This is a genomic window from Luteibacter sp. KNZ12-1A (assembly GCF_056755675.1).
Genome location: NZ_JBPGXU010000064.1, coordinates 1 through 21861, shown reverse-complemented (window position 1 = coordinate 21861; position 21861 = coordinate 1). Strand labels below are relative to the sequence as shown.

Here is a 21861-nt window from a genome sequence, read left to right as displayed (position 1 = left end):
CCCCCCCCCCCCGGCGCGCCGCCCCCCCCCCCCCCCCCCCCCCCCGACGGTTAGTCGGCCTTGTTCATCTGCTCCTTGAGGAGCGCGCCGAGCTTGGTCGTGCCACCAGCGGCGGACTGGTAGTCGGCCATGGTATCGGCCAGATCTTCCTCGTCCTTCGCACGGATCGACAGCTGGAGCTGACGGCCCTTGCGATCCATGCCGGTGAACTTCGCCTCGACCGCATCGCCAACCTTCAGATACTGCGTGGCATCGTCCACGCGCTCCTTGGCGATATCGTTCGCGCGAATGTAGCCCTCGACACCTTCGCCGAGATCAATGACCGCACCCTTGGCGTCGACTTCGCGGACCGTGCCGGTCAGGACCGTGCCGCGCGGATTCGTGGCCATGAACTGGCCGAACGGATCCTGCTCCATCTGCTTGATGCCGAGGGAGATGCGCTCGCGCTCCGGATCGACGGCCAGGACCACGGCCTCGACTTCGTCACCCTTCTTGAAGTTGCGCACGAGGTCTTCACCCGATGCCTGCCACGAGATGTCGGACAGGTGGACGAGACCGTCGATGCCGCCTTCCAGGCCGATGAAGATGCCGAAGTCGGTGATCGACTTGATCTGGCCGGACACCTTGTCGCCCTTCTTGTGCATGGCGGCGAACGCTTCCCACGGGTTCGAGCGGGTCTGCTTGATACCGAGGGAGATGCGGCGACGCTCTTCATCCACGTCGAGGACCATGACTTCCGTCTCGTCACCGACCTGCACGACCTTGGCCGGGTTGACGTTCTTGTTGGTCCAGTCCATCTCGGAGACGTGCACGAGGCCTTCGACGCCCGGCTCGATCTCGACGAAGCAGCCGTAATCAGTGACGTTGGAGACCTTGCCGAACAGGCGGCTGCCGACCGGGTAGCGGCGGGCGATGGCGACCCACGGGTCGTCGCCGAGCTGCTTGAGGCCGAGCGACACGCGGTTGCGCTCGCGGTCGTACTTGAGCACGCGGACGTCCAGCTCGTCGCCGACGTTGACGACTTCGGACGGGTGACGCACGCGCTTCCACGCCATATCGGTGATGTGCAGCAGGCCGTCGATGCCGCCGAGGTCGACGAACGCGCCGTAATCGGTGAGGTTCTTCACCACACCCTTCACGACCGCGCCTTCCGTCAGGCGTTCGAGCAGCTTCTCGCGCTCTTCCGAGAACTCCGTCTCGACAACCGCGCGGCGGCTGACGACGACGTTGTTGCGCTTGCGATCGAGCTTGATGATCTTGAACTCGAGATCCTTGCCCTCGAGGTAGACCGGGTCGCGGACCGGACGCACGTCGACCAGGGAACCCGGCAGGAATGCGCGGACGTCCTTGATGTCGACCGTGAAGCCGCCCTTGACCTTGCCGGAGATCTTGCCGGTGATGGTCTCTTCCTTGTCGAACGCCTGCTCGAGGTCGTCCCACACCATCGAACGCTTGGCCTTCTCACGGGAGAGCTTGGTCTCGCCGAAGCCGTCTTCGAGCGCGTCGAGCGCGACCTTGACCTCGTCGCCCACTTCCACTTCCAGCGCGCCGGACTCGTCCTTGAACTGCTCGATGGGGACGATGCCTTCGCTCTTCAGGCCGGCGTTGATCACCACCACGTCGTTGCGGATTTCCACAACGATACCGGTGACGATGGAGCCGGGCTTCAGCTTGGAAATGGCCTGCTGGCTCTGTTCAAACAGTTCGGCAAAACTTTCAGTCATGTTGATTCCAGGGTTATGAAAGGTCGTACCCGGCGTCTGCCTCGGTTGTCGAGCGCAAGCGGACGGGGGACCCACCGGTCGTGGGCGCATGGGGGAAGCCTGTTGGGGAAACCACCCTGCACCGTTGCCAATATCCCGCGCACACAGCGTGCGCGGGGGTTGTGCCGGATGCGTTTTAAGGACGCACCACGGCGAATACTTTTTCCACCACCGTCTCGATCGGCATGCCGGTGGTATCGATCACCACGGCGCCCTCGGCGGGCTTCAACGGGGCGACCGGCCGCGACGCATCCCTTTCGTCACGTGCCTCGATCTCTCGTTGGAGAATGGTAAGTGTAACGCTCAGGCCCTTATCCTTCAACTGCTTATAGCGCCTTTTCGCGCGCTCGGCGGCACTGGCCGTAAGAAAGAACTTATGGGCGGCATCGGGGAAAATCACCGTCCCCATGTCCCGCCCGTCCGCCACCAGGCCCGGCGCCTTGCGGAAACCGTGCTGGAGGTCCACCAGGGCCTGGCGGACCGAGGGGATGACGGCGATGGCCGAAGCGGCCGCTCCTGCCGTTTCCGTGCGTAATTCGTCCGTGGCATCGTGGCCGTTCACCAGCACCCGGGTCTCCCCGCCGTCCGGGCTGGCCTGGAAGCGGATCTTCACGGTCTGCGCGCAGCGCGTGACGGCCTCGGCGTCGGAGAGGTCGATGCCCTCCTCCCCCGCCGCATAACCCACGGCGCGATAAAGGGCGCCGGAATCGAGCAGTCGCCAGCCGAGCCGTTCGGCCACCAGGCGACTGACGGTGCCCTTGCCCGAGCCGGACGGGCCGTCGATGGTCAGCACGGGGACGGCAGCCGGATGGGCCATGGGATCAACCTCGTTCGCGAAACACCCATGATATCGCGTCGACCGCCCGAAACCGGATCATGGACAGCCTCCGGGGGCCGTGCTAAAAGCCCCCCATCCCTATGCGCCACGGGTTTGAAGCGCTCCATGTCCGACCACCTCCAGAGCCAGTTCGAGCAGGCTTACCTGGACCTCACCCGTCTTGGCCGACGGCCCGATAACGATACCCTCCTGCGCATCTACGCCCTTTATAAACAGGGTTCCGAGGGCGACGTCCGCGGCGACAAGCCCGGCTTCTTCGATTTCGTGGGCACCGCGAAGTACGAGGCCTGGGCGGCACTGAAAGGCGTGCCACGGGAGGATGCGATGCGCGACTACATCGAACTGGTGAGGTCGCTGGGAGGTTGAGCGCCCCTCGCTCGGTGGGAGCCGACCTTGTCGGCGATCCCGCGGCAGCGGGCCAGTTCGAGGCAAGCACCCATCGCCGACATAGTCGGCTCACACCGGTCATGGCAAGCACCATCGCCGACAGGGTCGGCTCCCACCGGTCATGGCAGGCACCCGCCGCCGATAGGGTCGGCTCCCACCGGATAGGTCGATCCTCCACCGGTCGGTCCGCAGCGGGGCGCTCTTGTGGGAGCCGATTCATCGGCGATCCTACGAAGCGCGGAGCGATATCCAGGCGGCGACCGGCAGGCCGCCGAACACCGCCGCGGCACTGGCCGGAGCACCCCGTCCGGTCGCCGCCGTTTCCAACCGGCCCTCGGTGAGCACCCCCGTCCATCGGCCTTCGGGCAAGCGCAACGTCGTCCCCTCCCACCGCTCGCCAGGGATCGCCGGCGTTTCCGCTCCCGCCAGCCACCCGGCGGTATGCCGCGCCACGGCGACCGCCAGCCGCTGTCCCCGCCATTCGCGAACGAAGGCCACGAGATGCCCCGCCGCCGGCCCCTCGGCCGCCAGTGGACGATAGCTGCCGCGCGCGAACAGGTCGGGATGGGCCTGGCGCAGCCGCAGCAAGCTAGCGATCACCGCCTGCTTGATCGCGCCATCCCTCCATGCCGGCAACAGGTCCGACGGCGCGCTGTCGCGTTCAAGGGAGACGGCCCGGGCCAGGAAATCGACGGGACGACGATTGTCGGGATCGACCAGGCTGAAATCCCAGTAATCCGTGCCCTGGTAGAGGTCGGGCACACCCGGCGTCGTCAGCCGCAGGACGGTCTGGGCCAGTCCGTTGGCCGCCCCGGGGGCGGCGATGTAGTCCGCGAAGGCCGCCACTTCCGCCGCCGATTCGCCCGACAGCACGCTACGCAGGAAATCCTCGCAGGCGTCCTCGTACGGCTCGTTCGGCGAGGTCCAGCGGGTCCAGCGCTTCGCTTCGCGCAAGGCCTTGCGTTGCCATGCGGCGATGCGCGTGGCGAAGCGTTCCACGTTGTCCACGTCGTCCTGCGACAGCCCATAGGGCCATGCACCGACCAGCATCTGGTAGAGGATGAGTTCATCCGCCGCCGATGGCGCCATCCGCCCTTCCGCGCGCTGGCGGAACACGGCGTGGCGGGAGCGCCAGCGATCCACCGTCACGATCCACCGTTGGGGCACTTCGGAGAGCACGGCCAGGCGCGCGCGAAGGTCTTCGCCCCGCTTGTGATCGTGGGTGGCGGTAGCCAGCAGGTTGTTCGGCAGCGTGGCGGCGCGCGCCGCGCAGTGACGATGGAAATGTTCCGGAGCGATCGCCAGCCTCGCCGCATCGACGCCCACCTCGTTGCGCGACAGCAGACGGCCATACCGATAGCCGGCGGTGTCTTCCACGGCCTTGGCGGCCACCGGCGACGTGGCTTGCTGAAACATCGCCAACGCCCTTTCGCGGGCGCGACGCACCGGGCCCGGTGGCAGCGAGCGCGGCGCCTCGCCGCCGAGCCATCGCGCGACGAGATGGAGCAACTCGCCGTCTTCGAGACGATTGGTGCGCAGTGCGCCTTCGACGGCCCGCGAGAATACCGTTTCGTCATACGCATCGCGACCGGCGCCCCTCGCATAGGTGCGATATACCGGGAAATGCACGAGCAGCTCCACCAGCACGCGGCGAATGGCGGCCAGCGATACATCCCGCGTCGCGATATCGGCACGCGCCGCGGCGAACAAGGCTCGCGCCGTGCGGTCCAGTTCCGCTTCGAAACTGTCCACGAGGATCTGCCGTCGCGCACGCACCGCTTGCGTTCCGAAGTCCGTGCTTTCGCCCGTGAGCTTGCGCCATAAACCGGTCAGTGGCGCCTCGCCGTTTTCGTCGTGCAGCAAGGCCGACACCTGGTCCATGAACTCATAACCGGTGGTGCCATCGGTGCGCCAATCGAGGCGCAGGGTCTCGTCCGGCGCGAGGATCTTCTCCACCACCAGGTAGGCCGCGCCGCGCGGAGCATCCGGTGGACGCCTCGTGCGCAGCGTCTCGAACCGGTGACGCAACTGGCGGCAGTAGCGGCGTGGGTCGGCCAGCCCATCGACGTGATCGCAGCGCACACCGTCGACCAAGCCTTCGGTGTACAGCCGGAAGATCGTCTTGTGCGTGTCTTCGAAGACGGCGGTCCGCTCGATGCGCAAGCCCGCCAGCTCGTTGATATCGAAGAAGCGGCGATAGTTGACCATGTCGCTGGCGAGCTTCCAGAACGCCAGGCGATAGTGCTGCCGTTCGATCAGCGCGTGCAGCGACGCCCTGCCCTCGTTCGTCTCCGGATCGTGCACGGCCTGCGCGTCCTCGCCCAATGTCGCCGAGGAGGCGGGCGACAACGGCAGGTGATCGTCATAGACCCGCAGCACCCATTCGTTGCGCCGCCGCGCCAATCGTACATGGCCATCGCGCAAGGTCTGCTCATAACCCGCGCCGAGGATCGGCAATAGCAGGCGCCCCTTCAGCAAGGGATCGGGCGCCTGCCACTCGATGTCGAAATACCCCGCGTAACGGCTTTCCCGTCCGTGGCGGAGCACGTCCATCCACCACGCGTTCTCGACGCCCACGCCCATGTGGTTGGGCACGATGTCGACGATCAGGCCCATGCCACGCGAGCGCAGGGCCGCGACGAGACGACGCAAGGCATCCTCCCCGCCGATCTCCGGATTCACTTCGTGGCAGTCGACGACGTCGTAGCCGTGGGTTGAACCGGCCCGCGCGCGCAGGATCGGTGACGCGTACAGATGGCTCACGCCCAGTCGTGCGTAGTAGCCCACGACGCCGATCGCATCGTCGAGGGTGAAGCCCGCATGGAACTGCAGGCGCGCCAGCGCACGCGGAGCGTTCATGCGCGATGCCGGGTCTGGTCGATCGCGGCGCATACGGCGTGGGCGATCGGGCCATCGAACAGGCGCGACGACGAATCGGGCATTCGCCTGCGCCAGTTGGGATGGACCGCGTCGGTGGGACCGGGAAGGTTCGGTTGTTCGTGAAGGCCGAGCACATCTTCCACGGGAAAGACCGCCAGGGGCGCGGGTGCCTGCGATACATGCCGGGCCGCGGCTACGACCACGGGCGAGATGTCGTCAGGCGCGGGCGGGGCGTCCTCGTTCCACGCCGAGCCGGACGCGTACAACGCCCGCCAGAGCATCGCCCGCTCGACCTCGCGCTGCGCCGCCTCGTCGACATCGGGATTGTCGAGCCCGGCGCGTTTACGCCATTCCACGTCTCGCCCGCTCCACCATCCCGCCACGGTCGGCACATCGTGCGTGCTGGTCGTCGCCATGGCCTTGCCGGACCATTCCGCCGGGGCGATGAAGCCGCCGTCCGCGGCGCGCTCGAACCAGAGCACGCGAATACCGAGGACGCCCTTGTCGGCGATCGCCTGGCGAAAGTCGGCCGGCACGGTGCCAAGGTCCTCGCCGATGACGATGGCACGGTGCAAATGCGATTCCAGCGCGATCAGCCGCAACATGTCGCCGAGTGGATAGCGCACGTAAGCGCCTTCGGTCGCGCCCGCGCCACGGGGTACCATCCACAGGCGCTTCAATCCCAACACGTGGTCGATGCGCACGCCACCGGCATGCGCCAGCGCGGCGCGCAGCATGCCGATGAATCCCTTGAAACCGGTCTCGCGCAAGCCTCGCGGCGAGAACGTGGTGAGCCCCCAGTCCTGGCCCAGCCGGTTGAGCGCATCCGGCGGCGCACCCACGGACAGGCCGTCGAGCACCTCCCTCTGGTGTGCCCAGGCATGGCTGCCACCCGCGTCGGCACCCACGGCGAGATCCGCCACCAGGCCGATCGCCATGCCCGCGTCGCGCGCGGCTTTCTGTGCGCCTTCCAGGCCCTGCATGGCAAGCCATTGCAACCAGGCGTGGAACGAGACCTCACGCGCGTGTTCGCGGGCGAACGCCGCCACCTCGAGGCCCGCCGGATCATGGAACGCCTCCGGCCAGCCCTGCCATCCGCCCGCGCGCCCGTGCGCGGTGAAGTCGGCATGCAATGCCTCGAAACGCGCGTGGCGTTCGAGCGGTTCGCCTTGCTCGCGCCGGAACGCGGCGAACCGCTCCGAGTGCGCGATATCCACCGAGGCCCACTCGAACACGGAACGGAGGATCGTCATCCGCGCACGCGCGGCGCGCGGCCAGTCGATCAACTCGAGCCATTCGAGTTCGGCCAGCTCCTGGCGCAGGTTGTGCGTGTCGATCACCGCGCGCACGGTCTGCTCGCCACTGGTCCGCACCGGGTCGATATACAGGCCGTTGAGGAACAGGCGGCTCGACGGCGCATACGGGCTGTAGCGTTCGGGGGCCGCCGCGAACAACGCGTGCAGCGGACTGATCGCCAGCGCGTCCGCGCCCTTCTCCGCGGCGGCCTTCGCACACAGTTCCAGCGCGGTGAAATCGCCGATGCCGCCATCGCCGGGACGGCGCAGGCTGGACATCTGCACGGCGATGCCCCAAGGCCGATGGGCGGAGGCGATGTCACCGATGCCGAATGCGCGCGGTGGCGCGACGGCGAGCGTGACCGGCTCCTCGTCGATCAACAAAGTGTAGTAACCCGGCACGACCGGTGCGTCGACGAGCCGTTCGCCGGAAGGCAATGCGCCCTCGCTGACCCGCCCGCCTTCGTCCGTCACGATCTTCCACGACCGGCCGCGTGCCGCCGCCGGCAGCTCGACCCGCCCCCCCGCGTCGGCGGTCAGCAGCCTCGGCGGCTGCCGTCCAGTGCGTTCTTCCTCGATGCGCCGCAAGCTCGCCTCGACGTCGTCCGCGTTGTCCGCCGGCAGCCCCAGGGCCTGCAGGACGGCCCGCACCGTGCGCGCCGGGGTCGATTGCGGCCGGTCGAGTGCATCGCGCCAGTTCACGTCGATCCCGGCCTGTTCGGCCAATAACGCGAGGCGATCGTCGAGGGGCTCGTTCACGAATCAGGACTCCAGACAGGCAAGCGTGCGGCGGGCGGGAAGCAGCCCGCGCGAAACGGAAGCGACATCGGCGGCATCGCCATGCAACCAGGCCGCAGACGGCGATGGTGGCTTCACGAGGGTGACGTCGATGTCGGCGAAATTGACGAACAACGTGAGCGACGACCCGCCCAACGACCAGGACGCCACGAAGGCGCGCTCGCCCACCGCTTCAGCCCCGAGGCTGCGCGCCTGCCCGATATGCGGGGAAACGTGCTTTTGCCGCGCCGCGATCAACTCACGAACGAGCGTCCGGCGCAGTTCGCCGCGTTCGCGATCCCTCGCGGGAATGGAGGCGGTAAACGTGGCGTATTCATTGGGATCGGGAATGTCCTCGCCGGAGAATCCGGTGAAGGCGTCGAACTCCTTGCGCCGGCCATCGCGCACCGCCGCGCGCAAGTCCTCATCGGGAAAGTCGGTGAAGAACAGGAACGGCGTCCGGCTGGCCCATTCCTCGCCCATGAACAGCAGGGGTACGAAAGGCGACAGCAGGAGCAGCGCGAGAGCGGCCTCGAGCGTTTCCGGGGAAACGAGCGTGCTCAACCTGTCCCCGAGCGCGCGATTGCCCACCTGGTCGTGGTTCTGCAGGAAGTTCACGAATCGCGATGGCGGCAGGTGGGCGCTGGGCTCTCCACGACGGCGACCGCCCATCGGTTCGCCCTGAAAGGCGAAGCCTTCGCGAAGGCAGCGCAGCAGCTTGTCCATCGGCGGGTGGTAGTGCGCGTAATAGCCCTCCCCCTCCCCGGTGAGCAGCACGTGCAGCGCATTGTGGAAATCGTCGTTCCATTGCGCGTCGAACCGGCCGCGTCCGAGCAGGTTGGCCTGGTTGGCTTCGTTCTCGAGAATGAGGTGCACATGGCGTCCCGGTTCCACGGCGGCGTGCACGCGATCCGCCAGCGTCACCAGCCAGCCGGCATTGCCGATCGCGTGCACCGCATCGAAGCGCAGGCCGTCGAAACGGAACTCCCGCAGCCAGTACAGCGCGTTGTGCACGAAGTAATCGCCCACCTGCGGCGTCGCCACGCCGATGGCCGCGCCCCACGGCGTATGCGCCGATTCGTCGAAGAACGGCGACGCATACGCGCCGAGGTAATTGCCCTCCGGTCCGAAGTGGTTGTAGACCACGTCGAGGAAGATCATCAACCCGAGTCCATGCGCCGCGTCGACCAATGACTTCAGGTCGTCGGGCGACCCATAGGCATCCGCCGGGGCGAACGGCAGTACGCCGTCATAACCCCAGTTGCGTTCACCCGCGAACTCGGCGATGGGCATCAGTTGGACGGCGGTGATGCCCAGCGAGGCGAGGTGCGGCAAGACCATCTCCACGCCACGGAACCCGCCGAGCGCACCCACGTGCAACTCGTAGATCACGGTTTCGTGCCAGGGCCGGCCGCGCCAACCGGCGTGCCGCCACGCATACGCGGCGGGGTCGGTGACCATGCTGAAACCGTGCACGTCGCCACCGACCTGCCGGCGCGAGGCGGGATCGGGCACCGCCAGGTCGTCGTCGATGCGAAAGCGATAACCGGAACCCACCTCGGCGGGACACACGCATTCGAACCAGCCGTCGTCCAGCGCGCGCATCGGCGAGACGTGGCCGTCGTCGCATTCGATCGACACCGCGTCCACGTCGGGAGCCCAGAGCCGGAAACGGGTGCGGCCATCGCCCAGGTGCCTCGCGCCATACGGCATCGGGTGGACGAAGGTATCGCTCATGCCGGCTCCGTCCTCGCCGACGCGGTCAGGAGGATCACGCTGCGTCCTTCCACCTCGACCGACGGCTCGCTCCAGGGCGTTTCAGGCGCGGACGGCATGGCGCTGTTGCAGCTCATCCGCCAGTTCACGGCCGGCTGGGGAAGGTGGAACACGTGCTTCTCGGGCGTGGCGTTGATCAGCACCAGGGTCACGTCGGCGCGCTTTTCCCCGTATGCCTGAGCGCGGCGCAACGCCAGCAGGCGGCCCTCCGTGTAGCCCCAGGTCTCCTGGGTCATTTCCGTGCCGCTTTCGTCGAACCACGCCACCTCGCGCATGCCCGGCGCCACTTCGGTGTCTCCGCGCAGGAAATGCGCGGCCCGCAGCGTCGGATGCTTCTCACGAAGACGGACCAGGCGCGCGACGAAGTCGGTAAGCTCCCTGCCCCGTTCGTCCGTGGCCAGCTTCCAGTCGTACCACGACAGTTCGTTGTCCTGGCAGTACGCGTTGTTGTTGCCCTGCTGCGTGCGGCCGAACTCGTCGCCGCCCAGGAGCATGGGCGTGCCGTGCGAGAAGAACAGCGTGGACAGCATGGCGCGCTTCACCCGGTCGCGCGCGGTACGGATGCCGGGATCGTCCGTCGGCCCTTCCACGCCGTAGTTGTAGCTTTCGTTGTCGTTGCCGCCGTCGCGGTTGTCCTCGCCGTTGGCTTCGTTGTGCTTGTCGTTGTAGCTGACCAGGTCTTCCAGCGTGAACCCGTCGTGCGCGGTGAGGAAATTCACCGACGCCCAGGGCTTGCGCCGATGATGGTCGAACAGTTCACCGGAGGCTTGCAGGCGCCCGGCAAGCACGCCGCGCATGTTGGAATCGCCCTTCCAGAACTTGCGCACGTCGTCGCGGAACTGGCCGTTCCACTCCGCGAAACCCGCGGGATGATTGCCCAGCTGGTAACCGCCGGGGCCGATGTCCCACGGCTCGGAAATCAGCTTCACGTTCGCCAGCACCGGGTCCTGGCGCATGGCGTCGAACAATCCGCAACAGGGATCGAAGCCGTGTTCCTCGCGTCCGAGGCTCACCCCGAGATCGAAGCGAAAGCCGTCCACATGGAAGGTCTGCACCCAATAGCGCAAGGAGTCCATCACCAGCTGGAGCACCCGCGGATGCGCGGTGTTCACCGTGTTTCCCGTGCCGGTGTCGTTGATGCAATAGCGCGGGTTGTCCGGCATCAGCCGGTAATAGCTCTTGTTGTCCAGGCCCCGGAACGACATGGTGGTACCCAGCTCGCTACCCTCGCAGGTGTGGTTGTAGACCACGTCGAGGATCACTTCGATGCCGGCCGCGTGCAGCGCCTGCACCGCCGCGCGAATCTCGTTCAGCGCGCCCTCGGCGAGATAGGCGGGTTCGGGAGCGAAGAAGGCCAGCGTGTTGTAGCCCCAATAGTTGCGCAGCTTCATCTCCGTGAGGCGCCGGTCCTGCAGGAAGGCATGCACGGGAAGGAGTTCCACGGCGGTGACGCCCAGCTTCACCAGGTAGTCGATCACATAGGGATCGGCCAGCGCGATGAAGGTACCGCGTTCATGCTGGCGGATGCGCTTCAAGGTGCGCGTGAAACCCTTCAGGTGGGTCTCGTAGATCACCGTCTCGTTCCACGGCGTATGCGGCCGGTTGCCCTGGGTCCAGTGCATCGGTTCGTCGACGACCACGGCCTTGGGCATCGCCGCGGCGCTGTCGCGCCGGTCGAACGAGAGGTCGGCGCGCGGCGAAGACACCCGGTAGCCATGCAGGGCATCCGACCATCGCACCTGCCCGTGCAGCAAGCGCGCATAGGGATCGAGCAGCAGCTTGTTGGGATTGAAACGATGCCCTTCCTCGGGAGCATAAGGGCCATGGGCGCGGAAGCCGTACAACGTGCCGCCGCGGACGCGCGGCAGATAGCCGTGCCAGATCTCGTCGGTACATTCGGGCAGTTCGTAGCGTGCGATTTCCCGCTTGCCCGACGGATCGAAAAGGCACAGTTCGATACGCTCGGCGTGGGCGGAGAACACGGCGAAGTTGGTTCCCATGCCGTCACAGGTGGCACCGAGCGGGTACGGCATACCAGGCTGCATGCGTTCGGGAAGGGCGGGCATCGGATTCCTCGTCAGTCGGCCACGAAGATGACCGTGGATAGGGGCGGCAGGCTGACCACCAGCGAGCGGTCGAAGCCATGCGAAGGAACGTCTTGCGCGTGTCGTTCGCCTTCGTTGCCCACGCCGGATCCGCCGTAATCCGCCGCATCGGAATTGATCGCTTCGCGCCAGCGTCCTCCTTCGGGCACGCCGATGCGGAAGCCGTGGCGAGGCGTTGGCGTCATGTTGCTGACCACCAGGGCGGGACGCGCCCCCTCGGCCAGGCGCAGCCAGGCAAAGACGCTCTGCGCGGCGTCGTCGCCGATCACCCAGCGGAACCCGCGCGGATCCGTGTCCCACGCATGCAGGGCGGGTGTCGCGGCGTACAGGAGGTTCAAGTCGCGCACGAGCTTCTGCACGCCCAGGTGCAGGGGATGGTCGAGCAGGTCCCAGGCGATCTGGGCATCGTGGTTCCACTCGTGGGGTTGGGCGATCTCGCCACCGGTGAACAACAACTTCTTGCCGGGATGTCCCCACATGAAACCGTAGTACGCGCGAAGGTTCGCAAAGCGCTGCCACTCGTCACCGGGCATGCGGCCGAGCAAGGAGCGCTTGCCGTGCACCACCTCGTCGTGGGACAGCGGCAGCACGAACTTCTCCGAATACGCGTAAACCATGCTGAACGTCATCTCGCCGTGGTGCCAGCGCCGGTGGATCGGATCGCGCGACATGTACTCCAGCGAATCGTGCATCCAGCCCATGTTCCACTTGAAGGTGAAGCCCAGGCCACCCTGCTCCACCGGCTGGGTCACGCCGGGCCACGCCGTGGATTCCTCGGCGATGGTCATGCAATCCGGATGGCGCTCCGCCACCAGCTGGTTGACACGGCGCAGGAAGGCGATGGATTCCAGGTTCTCGCGGCCGCCGTACATGTTCGGCACCCATTCGCCCTGCTTGCGCGAGTAGTCGCGGTAGAGCATGGACGCCACCGCATCCACGCGCAGGCCATCGACATGGAAGCGTTCGAGCCATGCCAGCGCACTGGCGACGAGGAAGACCGATACCTCGTTACGGCCGAGGTTGAAGATCAGCGTATTCCAGTCCTGGTGGAAACCTTCGCGCGGATCGGCATGTTCATACAACGGCGTGCCGTCGAAGTGCGCCAGGCCATGGATGTCCGTCGGGAAATGCGCCGGCACCCAATCGACGATCACGCCGATGCCTGCCTCGTGGCAGCGATCGACGAAACGTGCGAACGCGTCGGGGGTACCGAAGCGCGAGGTCGGCGCGAACTGCCCCAGCGGCTGGTAACCCCACGAGCCACCGAACGGATGCTCGGAGACCGGCAGCAACTCGATATGCGAAAAGCCCATCCCGGCGACGTAAGGGATCAGGCGTTCGCCGAGTTCGTCCCAATGCAGCTCGCGGCCATCCCTTCCACGCAGCCACGACCCGGCGTGCAACTCGTAGATGCTCAGCGGCGAGCCTGCGTGATGCAGCGCTCCGCGCCGGCGCAACCAGGCGTCGTCGGTCCAGTGGAAGGCCGTGGGATCGGCCACGATCGAAGCCGTCGCGGGCGGCAATTCGGCGGCCAGCGCCACCGGGTCGGCGCGTTGGGTCAACGAGCCGTCCGCGCCCCATATCTCGTATTTGTAGCGAGCCCCCGCGAGCAGGCCCGGTACGAACAGTTCCCAGACGCCGGCCGGCACGCGCTTGCGCATCGGGTGACGGCGCCCGTCCCAGCTGTCGAAGTCGCCCACGACGCTGACACGCTTCGCATTCGGTGCCCACACCGCGAAGCGCACCCCGTGCACGCCATCGATGGTGACCGGATGGGCGCCCAGGCAACGGAACAACTCGATGTGGCTGCCGTCGGAAAGCCTGCGAAGGTCGTCCTCGCCCAGCAGGGTGCCGAAGGCGTAGGGATCGTGGGTATCCTGCGTGGCCGCCGGCCAATGCACCCGCAGCCGGTACGCGGGAGCCTCGACGAACCCCGCGAACAGTCCCCCCGGATGAACCCGCGCCAGTTCGGCGATCACGCGTCCCCCGGCATCGATCAATTCGACGCCCCGGGCACCGGGTTGCAAGGTGCGAACCACGCGGCGTCCGTTCACCGCGTGCGGACCGAGCAACGCGAACGGATCGCCGTGCCGGCCTTCGACCAGCGCATCGATCGCGGCGGGATCGGCCAGGCCGTAGGTGCGGGGATCGGTCACGTATCCTCCTTCAGTTCGTTCGCCATCCCGCCACGCGCGATCTGCAGCAATCCACGCAACGGTACGTCGAGCCATCCCGGGCGGTTCGCCGCCTCGTAGACGACCTCATAGGCCGCCTTCTCGATGATGAAGAGTTCGAGCACGGGCGCCAGCGCCCCGGGCGCGATCCAGCGCACGGGCGCGGCATCGAGCACGCTGCGGTACGCGCCGAGGAATACCTTCGCCGAGCGCTCGCGGAAGCGGGCCAGGTAGTCGCCGAATCCTTCGTCCTCGACCGGCGCCAGGCCGTCTTCGCCGCGCCGTGCCATCGCCGCGGCGTAGTCGAGCGAGCGAAGGAAGCCGGCGACATCCCGCAGCGGCGAACTCTTGCTGCGACGCTCGTCGAGCGTACGTGCCGGCTCGCCTTCGAAATCGATGATGTAGGCATCGTCCTGCACGACCAGCACCTGGCCCAGGTGGAAATCGCCATGGGTGCGCGTGGCCAGCGCGCCCTGCCCGGCCGCCGCCAGCATGCCGACGCGCTCGTCCAGCGCGCGCGCGAGGCCGCGCAGTGCGTCCACGTCGGCGGCCAGGGCGGGTGGCAGTTCCGCCTCCGCATCCACCGACAGCAACGCGCGCTCGACCTGGCCGCGCACGCTTTCACGCCAGGCTCGCACCATGGCCTCGCCCACCGGCTCCGGCGAGAATGCCGGGAGTTCGCTCGGCTTCGCCAGCAACGCATGCAGTTCAGCCAGCCGTGTACCGACGGCCGTCGCGAACGCGTCGTAGCCGCCCTCGATCTCCGCCTTGCGGTCCTCCTCGCCGGAATGGCTGAATTCGTCGTAGCTGCGGCGCAGGTAATCCAGCGTCCACGCCCACGCATCGCCCTGGTTACGCAGGAAACCCTGCAGGACCGCGAGCGTGGTCCGCTCGCCATGGTCACCCAGGCGCACCACCTCGCCCAGCAGCGGCGCGGTATTCGCGTAGCCGTTCTCGGTGAGGAAGCGGCTCATTTCCACTTCGGGATTGACGCCGGCCGAGGTACGCCGGAACAGCTTCACCACCCCGGCATCGTGCAGGATCATCGAACTGTTCGATTGCTCGGTGGCAATCCAGCGATTCTCGATCGTCGCGTCGAACGCGATGCCCGCAAAGGCGATGGTGGGCTCGAAGCGCACGACACCCCCTTGCGTCGCCAGCTCCACGCCGTTGCGCAAGCCGATGAGGAGGCCGCTGGCGAACGCCTCCAGCGCGAAACCGTCGGTGAGCAGGCCGATCCGGCGCCCACGGCGGACGCGTGCCAGGGCCAGTTGTTGCGCCCGCGCGGTCGGATTCTCGTCTTCCCAGACGATGCCCACCGGCAGGCTGTAGCGCTCCTTGCCCCCGTCCGACAGCGTGGCTTCCACCTCGGTGAGGATGAGGTCGTCGCCACGGTCGGGCCAGGCGGCGCCGTAGAGGATCTTCACCGATTCGATGCCGCGATCCTTGGCCGCGAACCACCGGCGCACGGCGAGGTAGTTCGGCAGCACCTGTTTCTCGATCACGCCGCGGTGATGAGCCATCACCGGCCCTTCGACGAGGGCGCCGCGCAGCACGAGCGTCTCGTAGTCGGGCATCGGTTCGGCTGGTACCTCGTGCCACACCGGCATCTGCGCGTTCGGACAAATCTGGAACGCATAGAAACCGTACGGCGGCACGGTGAGCAGGTACGGCAGCTGTCCCACCGGCGGGAACGAGGAACCGCCCATGATCTCGATGGGCACCTGCCCGTCGAACGTGGCGAGGTCCAGTTCCACCGCCTGCAACGAGCGCGACATGTTCGCCACGCACAGCACGTGCTCACCCTCGTACTCGCGCAGGTAGGCCAGCACCTTGCGGTTGCCGGGGTAGAGGAATTTCAGGCTGCCACGTCCGAACGCCTTGTAGCGCTTGCGCACGGCGAGCATGCGACGTGTCCAGTTGAGCAGGGAGTGCGGATCGCGCGCCTGCGCTTCCACGTTGATGGCCTGGAATCCGTACAACGGGTCCATGATCGGCGGAAGGACCAGGCTCGCCGGATCGGCGCGCGAGAATCCGCCGTTGCGATCCACCGACCATTGCATCGGCGTGCGCACGCCGTCGCGATCGCCGAGGTGGATGTTGTCACCCATGCCGATCTCGTCGCCGTAATACAGCACCGGCGTTCCAGGCATCGACAACAGCAGCGCGTTCATCAGTTCGATACGGCGGCGGTCGCGTTCGAGCAAGGGCGCGAGGCGGCGGCGAATGCCCAGGTTAATGCGCGCGCGGCGATCCGCGGCGTAGGTTTGCCAGAGGTAATCGCGCTCGTTGTCGGTCACCATCTCGAGGGTCAGCTCGTCATGGTTGCGCAGGAAGATCGCCCACTGGCAGTTATCCGGGATCGCCGGGGTCTGCCGCATGATGTCCGTGATCGGGAAGCGGTCCTCGCGGGCGATCGCCATGTACATGCGCGGCATCAGCGGGAAATGGAAAGCCATGTGGCATTCGTCGCCGTTGCCGAAGTAGTCCTGGGTGTCCTCGGGCCACTGGTTGGCCTCGGCCAGGAGCATGCGGTCCGGATAGTGCTGGTCGATCTCGGCGCGTATCAGCTTGAGGATCGCGTGCGTCTCGGGCAGGTTCTCGTTATTGGTGCCCTCGCGCTCGATCAGGTACGGCACCGCATCCAGGCGCAATCCGTCCACGCCCAGGTCCAGCCAGAAGCGCATCACGTCGAGCACCGCCTTGAGCACTGCCGGGTTGTCGAAATTCAGGTCCGGCTGGTGCGAGAAGAAGCGGTGCCAGAAGTACTGGCCGGCCACCGGGTCCCATGTCCAGTTCGATTTCTCGGTATCGATGAAGATGATGCGCGTGCCGTCGTAGGCCTGGTCGGTGTCCGACCAGACGTAGAAATCCCGCGCGGCGGAACCTTTCTTCGCCTTGCGCGCGCGCTGGAACCACGGGTGCTGGTCCGAGGTGTGATTGATCACCAACTCGGTGATCACGCGCAATCCCCGCGCGTGGGCTTCGGCGATGAAACGCCGGGCGTCGGACAACTTGCCGTAGTCGGGATGGACCGCCTTGTATTCGGAGATGTCGTAACCGTCGTCCCGCCGCGGGCTCGGATAGAACGGCAGCAGCCACAGCGTGTTCACGCCCAGCTCGGCGATGTAGTCGAGCTTCTCGATCAGGCCCTGGAAATCGCCCACGCCATCGTCGTTGGCGTCGAAGAACGACTTCACGTGCACCTGGTAGATGATCGCGTCCTTGTACCAGAGCGGATCGCTGGAGAAATCGGGAGCGACCGCCTGCTTCTTTCCCTTGCCGCGCATTGCCATGGATCAGACTCCCGGAAGCCGCACGTGCCACACCGCGTAGGGCTGGCCGAGGCCGAGCCATACGTGCTGCGTGGACCCGCGCCAGGTGGTGGATTGGTCGTGCAGAAGGTCGTGGATGTCGAGCGGAGCATCCGCCGATAGCCCCCAGTCGCCGAGCGGAAGGCTCAGGTCGGCCGCCTGGGCGTTGTGCGGGTCCATGCTGATCGCGACGAGGATGAGGTCGTCGCCGGCACGTTTCTCGAAGAACAGCACCTGGTCGTTGTTCGCCGGCAGGAAGCGCACGCCCAGGTGGGTCTGCAAGGCCGGATGCGCACGCCTGATCCGGTTCAGCCGGGTGATCTCGGCCACGATGTTGCCTGGCGCATCGAAATCACGGACCCGTATCTCGTACTTCTCCGAATCGAGGTATTCCTCTTTCCCGGGAATCGGCGCGGATTCGCAGATCTCGAAACCGGAGTACATGCCCCACAATCCCGACAACGTCGTCGCCAGCGCGGCGCGGATCAGGAACCCCGGGCGTCCGGAGGTCTGCAGGAAATATGGGTTGATGTCCGGCGTGTTGACGAAGAAGTTCGGCCGGAAGAAATCCTTCGGCGGCGTGGTGGTCAATTCGGTCAGGTAATCGATGAATTCCTGCTTGGAATCGCGCCACGTGAAATAGGTGTACGACTGGCTGAAACCGACCTTGGCCAGGCGATACATCGGCTTGGGACGCGTGAAGGCCTCGGAAAGGAACAGCACGTCGGGATACTTCGCGCGAACCCGCGCGATCATCCATTCCCAGAAGGGAAAGGGCTTCGTGTGCGGGTTGTCGACGCGGAACGTGCGCACGCCCTCCGCGGCCCAGAACAGCACGACGTCGCACAACGCCTGCCAGAGCGATGGAACCGCGCCATCGACGTAGAAGTCGACATTGACGATGTCCTGGTATTTCTTCGGCGGGTTTTCCGCGTACTTGATGCTGCCGTCGGGGCGCCAGTCGAACCACTCGGGGTGCTCCTTCAACCATGGATGGTCGGGCGAGCACTGGATCGCGAAGTCCAGGGCCAGTTCCAGCCCGTGCGCGTGGGCGGCGTCGCGCAGTGCGCGGAAGTCCTCGATGGTTCCCAGCTGCGGGTGGATCGCGGTATGGCCGCCTTCCGGGGAGCCGATCGCGTAGGGGCTGCCCGGATCACCGGGACCCGGGCTGAGCGTGTTGTTCGGCCCCTTGCGGAACGCCGTGCCGATGGGATGGATCGGCGGGAAATACAGCACGTCGAAGCCCATGTCGCGGATCGCCGGAAGGCGCGCGATCGTGCCGCGGAACGTACCGTGCTTTTCCTTGGCTTCGGTCATGGAACGCGGGAACAGCTCGTACCAGCTCGCGAACCCGGCTTCGCGCCGGTCCACCTCGAGCAGGTACGACCCCGCCACGGTCGACCGCTCGCGCGGATCGGTCGCGCTCATCAACTCCAGCGTGCTGTCGGCGAGCAGGATTTCCAGGCGATCGTCGCCTTCGGCCTTGGCCAGGGCCGCGGCGAGGTTGCGCAAGGCCTTCGCCTTCGGGCCGGCGGCATCCTTCGCACGCGCTTCCACCAGCAACCTGCCCTCCTCCAGTTCCAGGGCGATGGGCACGTTCGCAGCGTGCTTCAACTCGATTTCATGCCGGTAGGTCGCGAACGGGTCGCGCCACGCCTCGATCTGGAATTCATGGCGACCGATGCGCGTCGGCGTGAAACTGGCGGCATGGATGTCGTTGTCGACGAAGGCCATCGTCGTTTCGCGCCAGCTCTTTTCGTCCTGCGCGCGATATCGCAACCGTGCGGCAAGCACGTCGTGACCATCCATGAAGATGTCCGCCGTGACCGCGACCGGCTGGCCGACGATGCACTTGGCGGGAAACCGCCCCCCATCCACCGTCGGCGTCACCGCCTCGATGACGACCCGAGGCGCGCGGGTGGATGCCTGCAGGAATTCCTTCTGGGCCAGGACCCCGAGCTTTCGCTTCGCCGGCACCGCCTGCGTGCCCTGCAAGGTCAGCACGGCGCCCGGCTCCAGGATCACCCCGTCGCCCTGGTCGAAGATCTTGCGGCCGTCGGATGTGGTCCAGGGAGCGAAATGGGCCGCCGCGCCGGCCAATGCCTCCGCCGCGCCCAGTGCCACCTCGCGATCCAGCGAGGCGTTCACCAGCGTCAGGGTGGCGCGTCCAGCGGTGCGCGGGTCCGCACCATCGACGGTGAGGAACATTGCCACGCCATGGGTCGTCCGGACCAGCGGCGGCCCCGGCATGCGTTCACCCACCGACTCGTTCGCCGCCTTCACCGCTTCCGTGGCATCCAGCACCGCGTCCCTGGCCAGCGCCGCAGGCGTCACCGGGTTACCGCGACGGGGGTCCAGTGCGTCGTGCTCGGCGTACTCGAACCCGAGCGGCATCATCCATCCGGCCGGCGACGTGGCGCTGAAGGCGATGGCGCGACGATAGGCATGATCGAGCTGGTTCTCCTCACCCAGTGCGTCACCTAACCGCGTCGAGAACGGCGCCTCGGTGCAGGCAAGGACGGGCGCTAACGCTTCGAGGCGTTCGGCCTCCTCCACGAACCACGATGAACGGAAGTCCCACCAGCTGGCCGACGAGACCACGGCATCGAAGCCGGCGCCACGCAAGGCAGCCACTTCCTCCGGCGTCAGCCCCGGTGTCCACGCCAGGAACGCCGTCCGGGGCGCATCCGCCCGCACGGCATCGAGCAGTGTCTTCCACACCGTCGCGCGCAGGCGCTGCGGATGGACCAGGCGAAAACCCGACACACCCGCGGCCGTCCAGCGGCGCAAGCGGTCTATCCACCACTGGCAGGCGGCATCGACCACGTCGGGATCGTTGAACCGCCAGCGCGCGCTATCGCTTTCGCTCGGCGTCCAGCGCGGGTCGGGCGTGCCGTGCTGCGCGGCCACCGCGCGAAACCATTCCGGATGTTCCTGGCGCACGGGCGCGTCCGCGGCGAGCTCGTCGAGGGGAAGGTCCAGCCAGAGTTCGAGGTCGTGCGCACGACACGCCTTGGCGATCTGTGCCAGCCGCGTCGTCGCGTCGCCGTCCGCGCCGAGGGCGGGGTGCAGCCGGTCGAAGTCGCGTGTCACGAAGACATCGCCACAGGCCGACGGTTCGAACGGCGGTGCGATCAGCAGTTGGCGGAATCCAAGCCCCGCCGCGTGCTCGATCCACGCGTTCCAGGCGGTCAGCGGCCCCGCCAGCAGCGGGTGCAGGTAATAGATGCGAAATGGCGCACACGGGCTGGCCGACATGTGACTCGCGTTCCTCCAGGATGGGGACGAGCATGCCGGGCCGGATGTATGCATCGTGCCAATGACCCGGGCACGCGAAGGCCACGACAGTGACGCAGAGGGGTGTTGCGACAGTGTGAACGCACGTCGCAAGGACGACGGGCCGGCTGGAACGGGCCCGCTAGGCTCCGAACGAGCGCATGGCCCGCGCGATGGCTTGTGCGTCGTCGCCGGTCCGTTCGGCGAGCAGGGCCGCCGCGCCGAGGCGGTCTTCCGCGGTGCGGTTCTGGCCCAGCTTCCATTTGCCCTCGACACGATCGAGGGGGATGCGGATGCCGACGATGCCGTTGAGCATGCCCGCGAGGTAATCGGCCGGCGCGTCGTCCACCCGCCATGGCCGCGGCTGCGCCGCGTCCTTCTCGGATTGACTGGTCAGGCGCACCAGCAAGGCGCGAAGGCGGGCCGGGTCGGTGAATGTCTCCGGCACGCCGTAGGCATGAATGGCGATGTAGTTCCAGGTAGGCACTTCGCGATGGTGCGTGGCCTTGCCTGGATAGCCGTTCGGCGAGATATACGCATGTGGGCCGGCGAAGATCGACAAGGCCTCCCCGGCGTGCCGGGCGACATGGTCGTTGCCTTTCGCCACGTGGGCGTAGAGCGTGCCCAGCGGCCCCTCGTCCGATGCCAGCACGAAAGGCAGGTGCGAGGCCTCGATGCCACCCTCGCCCGCCGTCACCAGCGTGCCGAAGGCGATCTCGCGGATCGCCTCGTGCAGCGTTGGCAGGCGTTCCTCGCGGAAGGCTTTCGGCGTGTACACGACTATTGGCCGAACTTGATCTCTTCGCCCTCGTGGCCGCGGTCCCAGCCACGCAGTTCGTCGCGCATGTGCGCGATGCGCTGGCGGCCGAGGGCGTTGCGTTCCTCGTCCAGGACCAGGCCGTCGAGCAGTTCGGCGAGGCGCTGCGCCGTGGGCAGCATCGCGTCCCATGCATCCAGTGCCGACACCGGGCCTGGCAAGGCCATGAAGAACGACAGGCCCGGTGTTTGCAGCGTCGCGATGCGTGCCATGTCGAAATTACCCGGCTTGACCAGATTGGCCACGCTGAAGATAGGGCCCTGTTCCGGATGGCCATCGACCAGGCGATGGTAGATGCCCATGTCGCCGAACTCGAGGCCCGCTTTTTCCGCGGCCACGACGAGGTCGGAACCGTTGAACTTGCTGCCCTCGCGGGAGACGACATACAGGCTGACGATGCGTTCGACCGGCGCATGCGGCGGGCGGCGGCCCAGGTCGGACCGGGGCGGTGCCTTGACG

Annotated in this window: 12 protein-coding genes; 1 reads left to right on the top strand and 11 read right to left on the bottom strand. The window is 66.8% G+C overall.

Annotated features, from left to right (window positions below):
* Positions 1 to 50: 50 nt before the first annotated feature.
* Positions 51 to 1724: a 30S ribosomal protein S1 gene (gene rpsA, locus ACR9ZJ_RS13180; protein WP_481280811.1), complete on the bottom strand. Its 1674-nt coding sequence runs from the start codon at positions 1722 to 1724 to the stop codon at positions 51 to 53.
* A gap of 175 nt (positions 1725 to 1899) precedes the next feature.
* Entirely contained in the window at positions 1900 to 2580 is a 681-nt protein-coding gene (cmk, locus tag ACR9ZJ_RS13175) for a (d)CMP kinase (RefSeq protein WP_481288008.1), read from the bottom strand.
* A 126-nt stretch (positions 2581 to 2706) separates the two neighbouring features.
* On the opposite strand from cmk, the gene ACR9ZJ_RS13170 reads away from it, so the two are divergent.
* Positions 2707 to 2967 carry an acyl-CoA-binding protein gene (locus ACR9ZJ_RS13170; protein ID WP_481280812.1) on the top strand — a complete coding sequence of 87 codons (261 nt, stop codon included), beginning with the start codon at positions 2707 to 2709 and terminating at the stop codon, positions 2965 to 2967.
* A 249-nt stretch (positions 2968 to 3216) separates the two neighbouring features.
* Here the strand turns inward: ACR9ZJ_RS13170 and treY are convergent, their stop codons facing one another.
* From treY to zipA, 9 genes are all read right to left on the bottom strand, one after another.
* Positions 3217 to 5847: a malto-oligosyltrehalose synthase gene (gene treY, locus ACR9ZJ_RS13165; protein ID WP_481288007.1), complete on the bottom strand. Its 2631-nt coding sequence runs from the start codon at positions 5845 to 5847 to the stop codon at positions 3217 to 3219.
* Positions 5844 to 7922: a 4-alpha-glucanotransferase gene (malQ, locus tag ACR9ZJ_RS13160; RefSeq protein WP_481280814.1), complete on the bottom strand. Its 2079-nt coding sequence runs from the start codon at positions 7920 to 7922 to the stop codon at positions 5844 to 5846. Before malQ ends, treY begins: the two co-directional genes overlap by 4 nt.
* Positions 7923 to 7925: 3 nt before the next feature.
* Positions 7926 to 9677 carry a malto-oligosyltrehalose trehalohydrolase gene (gene treZ, locus ACR9ZJ_RS13155; protein ID WP_481288006.1) on the bottom strand — a complete coding sequence of 584 codons (1752 nt, stop codon included), beginning with the start codon at positions 9675 to 9677 and terminating at the stop codon, positions 7926 to 7928.
* Positions 9674 to 11782 carry a glycogen debranching protein GlgX gene (gene glgX, locus ACR9ZJ_RS13150; RefSeq protein ID WP_481280816.1) on the bottom strand — a complete coding sequence of 703 codons (2109 nt, stop codon included), beginning with the start codon at positions 11780 to 11782 and terminating at the stop codon, positions 9674 to 9676. The genes treZ and glgX overlap by 4 nt, the downstream gene beginning before the upstream one ends.
* Before the next feature lie 11 nt (positions 11783 to 11793).
* Complete coding sequence (gene glgB, locus ACR9ZJ_RS13145) at positions 11794 to 14052, bottom strand: 1,4-alpha-glucan branching protein GlgB (protein ID WP_481288005.1); 2259 nt, start codon at positions 14050 to 14052, stop codon at positions 11794 to 11796.
* Positions 13974 to 17291 (bottom strand): maltose alpha-D-glucosyltransferase, encoded by a 3318-nt coding sequence (gene treS / locus ACR9ZJ_RS13140; protein WP_481280818.1) that lies wholly within the window; start codon positions 17289 to 17291, stop codon positions 13974 to 13976. Before treS ends, glgB begins: the two co-directional genes overlap by 79 nt.
* A gap of 3 nt (positions 17292 to 17294) precedes the next feature.
* Positions 17295 to 20567 (bottom strand): maltotransferase domain-containing protein, encoded by a 3273-nt coding sequence (locus ACR9ZJ_RS13135; protein ID WP_481288004.1) that lies wholly within the window; start codon positions 20565 to 20567, stop codon positions 17295 to 17297.
* Between the two features lie 160 nt (positions 20568 to 20727).
* A complete protein-coding gene (locus tag ACR9ZJ_RS13130) occupies positions 20728 to 21363 on the bottom strand; it encodes an FMN-binding negative transcriptional regulator (RefSeq protein WP_481288003.1) in 636 nt (211 codons plus the stop codon).
* Between the two features lie 2 nt (positions 21364 to 21365).
* Positions 21366 to 21861, bottom strand: a 496-nt coding sequence (zipA, locus tag ACR9ZJ_RS13125) for a cell division protein ZipA (RefSeq protein ID WP_481288002.1), incomplete at its 5' end; no start/stop codon positions are given.

Excerpts from the sequence above, each read along its gene's own strand:
- rpsA (WP_481280811.1), bottom strand. The coding sequence starts at position 1,724 with ATGACTGAAAGTTTTGCCGAACTGTTTGAACAGAGCCAGCAGGCCATT.
- cmk (WP_481288008.1), bottom strand. The coding sequence starts at position 2,580 with ATGGCCCATCCGGCTGCCGTCCCCGTGCTGACCATCGACGGCCCGTCC.
- ACR9ZJ_RS13170 (WP_481280812.1), top strand. The coding sequence starts at position 2,707 with ATGTCCGACCACCTCCAGAGCCAGTTCGAGCAGGCTTACCTGGACCTC.
- treY (WP_481288007.1), bottom strand. The coding sequence starts at position 5,847 with ATGAACGCTCCGCGTGCGCTGGCGCGCCTGCAGTTCCATGCGGGCTTC.
- treZ (WP_481288006.1), bottom strand. The coding sequence starts at position 9,677 with ATGAGCGATACCTTCGTCCACCCGATGCCGTATGGCGCGAGGCACCTG.
- glgX (WP_481280816.1), bottom strand. The coding sequence starts at position 11,782 with ATGCCCGCCCTTCCCGAACGCATGCAGCCTGGTATGCCGTACCCGCTC.
- glgB (WP_481288005.1), bottom strand. The coding sequence starts at position 14,052 with ATGGCTCGACGTACCGTTGCGTGGATTGCTGCAGATCGCGCGTGGCGG.
- treS (WP_481280818.1), bottom strand. The coding sequence starts at position 17,291 with ATGGCAATGCGCGGCAAGGGAAAGAAGCAGGCGGTCGCTCCCGATTTC.
- ACR9ZJ_RS13135 (WP_481288004.1), bottom strand. The coding sequence starts at position 20,567 with ATGTCGGCCAGCCCGTGTGCGCCATTTCGCATCTATTACCTGCACCCG.